The organism is Streptomyces sp. NPDC059443 (genome assembly GCF_042750105.1).
In the GTDB taxonomy this organism is placed as follows: domain Bacteria; phylum Actinomycetota; class Actinomycetes; order Streptomycetales; family Streptomycetaceae; genus Streptomyces.
Genome location: NZ_JBHYVM010000073.1, coordinates 1 through 2,741 on the forward strand (window position 1 = coordinate 1; position 2,741 = coordinate 2,741).

Annotated in this window: 3 protein-coding genes; 2 read left to right on the top strand and 1 reads right to left on the bottom strand. The window is 69.6% G+C overall.

Annotation, left to right across the window (positions count from 1 at the left end):
• Positions 1–185: 185 nt before the first annotated feature.
• Complete coding sequence (locus ACFXDJ_RS35790) at positions 186–764, top strand: hypothetical protein (protein WP_384664012.1); 579 nt, start codon at positions 186–188, stop codon at positions 762–764.
• 82 nt (positions 765–846) lie between these two features.
• On the opposite strand, the gene ACFXDJ_RS35795 is transcribed toward ACFXDJ_RS35790, so the two are convergent.
• Positions 847–1,428 (bottom strand): hypothetical protein, encoded by a 582-nt coding sequence (locus ACFXDJ_RS35795; protein ID WP_384664010.1) that lies wholly within the window; start codon positions 1,426–1,428, stop codon positions 847–849.
• Positions 1,429–1,621: 193 nt separating this feature from the next.
• On the opposite strand from ACFXDJ_RS35795, the gene ACFXDJ_RS35800 reads away from it, so the two are divergent.
• Positions 1,622–2,434 (top strand): HEAT repeat domain-containing protein, encoded by an 813-nt coding sequence (locus ACFXDJ_RS35800; RefSeq protein ID WP_384664008.1) that lies wholly within the window; start codon positions 1,622–1,624, stop codon positions 2,432–2,434.
• Positions 2,435–2,741: the final 307 nt, after the last annotated feature.

A 2,741-nucleotide genomic window follows, 5' to 3' on the forward strand; every position in this document is an offset into this window, starting at 1 on the left:
GGGGGACCCTGTGGGAGAGTAGGACGCCGCCGAACAATCATTGTAGAGAGCCCCGTACCAGGGAACTGGTACGGGGCTTTTCTGCGTTCACAGCCCTTTACGATCCGACCCCATCGATCCCCAGACGGTCAGACACCGAACAAATTGCGGTGCAGCGGCCCGATGGCTCTGGGAGGCTTCCGGGCATGGGGAACACGAGAGCCTTTCCAGTCCTGCGTACCAAGGACCTGCCGAAGGCCCTCGCGGCCGCGCGTGGGCTACTTCGGCTGGCCGATCTGAGCAACACCACGGTCAACGTGTACGGCCAGGCCGGCAGTCAGGAGCAGCTGCTGCGGATGGTGGCGGCCCTGCCGGCGGAGGCCTGCATCAGATCGGCCGACGAGAAGGGGCCGATCGCCTGGTACACGGCGGAGGAGATACCGGGCATCCCTGCCGAGGACTACCCGATGGAGGTGTCCGTGGAGGACCAGCCGCTCGGTGCGATGGACGAGTCGGCACTCCTGGAGACGGTGAACACCGGACTGCCGGGCAGTCTGGAGTGGTGGGACACCCCATGGCCGGAGGTCCCCGAGCTCGGTCTGCTCCGCGAGATGAAGTACGCCGATGTCCAGATCTCCGTCTACTGCCGAGGCCTGTTCCGTGACGAGCCCTCGCCGGACCACACCGTCCACGTCCATATCCGCGGGAACGGCGACGCGCGCGTCGAGTGGCTCGCCGAGCAGGTCGGCCTCTCCGTGATCGGACCATCTCGCCACGGCTGGTAGCAGCCGACTACGTGCCAACGCCCCAACGCCCCAACCAGCCGTGAACATCGGCCAGTTCCGCGTCGACACCCTCGGCCTCCTCCTACCGGTCCGGGTCACCGGAGCCGGCTACGAGACCCACCCGCCCCGCCGGGGCCCGGCCAGAGGTCCGGCGCAGGTGGTAGGCCCGCGTCACCACCGCCAGCAATGGTCCCCAGGCGAGGATCGGGGCGTAGCAGACCCAAAGGGCCCACGCTCCGGGGCCTCTGGTGGGGAAGGTCTCGCCGGTGTCGTTCAGCGGCGGTACGAACTCGAACGCGTAGTTCAGGGTGGTGTACGCGGCCAGCGCGGTGGCCAGGAAGGCGCCGATGGAGGCGGGAACGACGGCGGCTCGGACCGGTATCACGCGGCCGCCGGCGAACGGTAACCAGGCGGGCAGTCGTTCCCCCCAGGGCTGGACGAGCCCCAGGGTGAGCAGCGCGAGGCACTCGGCAACCAGGGAGAGCGAGAGCACGTACGGCCGTTCGCCCGGCAGCCAGACGTGCCCGGCGTACCAGTCGGGCCAGCCGGCCACGAGCGCGATGCGCCACAGCCCCGATGGCAGGGCGCACAAGGGGATGGCGTGCGCGGCCCACTTGATGCGGCGCGACACGTCGAGGACGGTCTGGGGGTGGGTGGAGCTCATCGCGGTCTTCATCCTTTCGCCCGGTGGTTCCGGCACCGCCATGCTCGCCCCGCCCCGCGTGGCCCCGCGTCCCCCGGCGGTGTCGACCGTCTCCCCCACCCGGGGGAGACGCGGGTACGGCTGATGTGGTGGACGCAGGGGGCGCCGGCGTTGTTGCGACGCGCGCGCGGGGTTCGGTCGTCAGGATGTTCGGATGGGGATGGGGATGGGTGCGGTGGCGGAGTTGGTCGGGCAGGCGCGGGTTGCTGCCGTGTCGGAGGACTGGGACGGGTACGAGGCCCTGCTGTGGCGGGCCGGCGGCGACGGGCCGGGGGCGCTGGCGACCGGCCTGGGGCTGATCCGGTCGGGGGATCCGGTCGAGCGCGAGATGGGTTGCGATCTGCTCCGTAACGCGAGTGATCGGAACGAGGCGGTCCGAGCCGAGACGGCGGCCGCGCTCGTGGCCCTCGCGGAGCGGGAGACGGAGGGGAGGGTCCTCTTGGTGCTGGCTCGTGCGGTGGAGATGACGTACGACCCGCGCGTCCTCCCCGTGCTCGTTGTCCTCGCCGGGCATCCCGATGCCGAGGTCCGCCGGCAGGTGGCCTGTGCGTTCCCCGGGGTCCTTACGGGTTCACCGGACGGGCCGGACATCCATGCGCTCATCGCGCTGACCCGGGACCAGGACCCCGAGGTCCGCAACTGGGCGACGTTCACCCTGGGGTCCCAGGCCGAGGCCGACGGGCCCGCGATCCGTGACGCGCTCTGGGAGCGGACGATCGACGAGTACGCCGATGCCCGCGAGGAGGCGATCCACGGGTTGGCCCTGCGACGCGACCCCCGCGCCGTCCCGTTGCTGATGGAGTTGCTCGAGAATCCTGAGGGCGCGCACGTCCTCACGTTCCGGGCCGCGGAGGTCCTGGGCGCCCCCGAGCTGCTGCCCGCCCTGTTGGAGTACGAGGCCGATGGTGTCGGGGTCGCTGCCGCAGTGGCGGCGTGTGACCCGGGGCTACGGCGGGCCGCCCCGTAACGCGGGGACAGGCACGCTACGGGGTGGCGGGCGGTCCTGTCGCGCCGATTTTGACCGTGCCGGGGGCGTCATGTAGAGTCAAACGGTTGCCTGGAACTGGACAAGTTCGGCAGCCGGCCCCCAAAGAAGCAATTCAGAGTGGGCACCCTCGACTCCTCATCCAGGAATCTGAAGCCGGGAAATCCGGTGGAAAACTTCTGATAGAGTCGGACTCGCCGGAAAGGGAAACGCGAAAGCGAAGAACTGGAAAGCGAAACCCGCTGACTGGGAATCGGACACGAAAGAGTCTGATAGAGTCGGAGACACA

What these genes read in the sequence shown, in the direction of transcription:
- ACFXDJ_RS35800 (WP_384664008.1), top strand. Translation starts at nt 1,622, where the DNA reads ATGGGGATGGGGATGGGTGCGGTGGCGGAGTTGGTCGGGCAGGCGCGG.
- ACFXDJ_RS35790 (WP_384664012.1), top strand. Translation starts at nt 186, where the DNA reads ATGGGGAACACGAGAGCCTTTCCAGTCCTGCGTACCAAGGACCTGCCG.
- ACFXDJ_RS35795 (WP_384664010.1), bottom strand. Translation starts at nt 1,428, where the DNA reads ATGAGCTCCACCCACCCCCAGACCGTCCTCGACGTGTCGCGCCGCATC.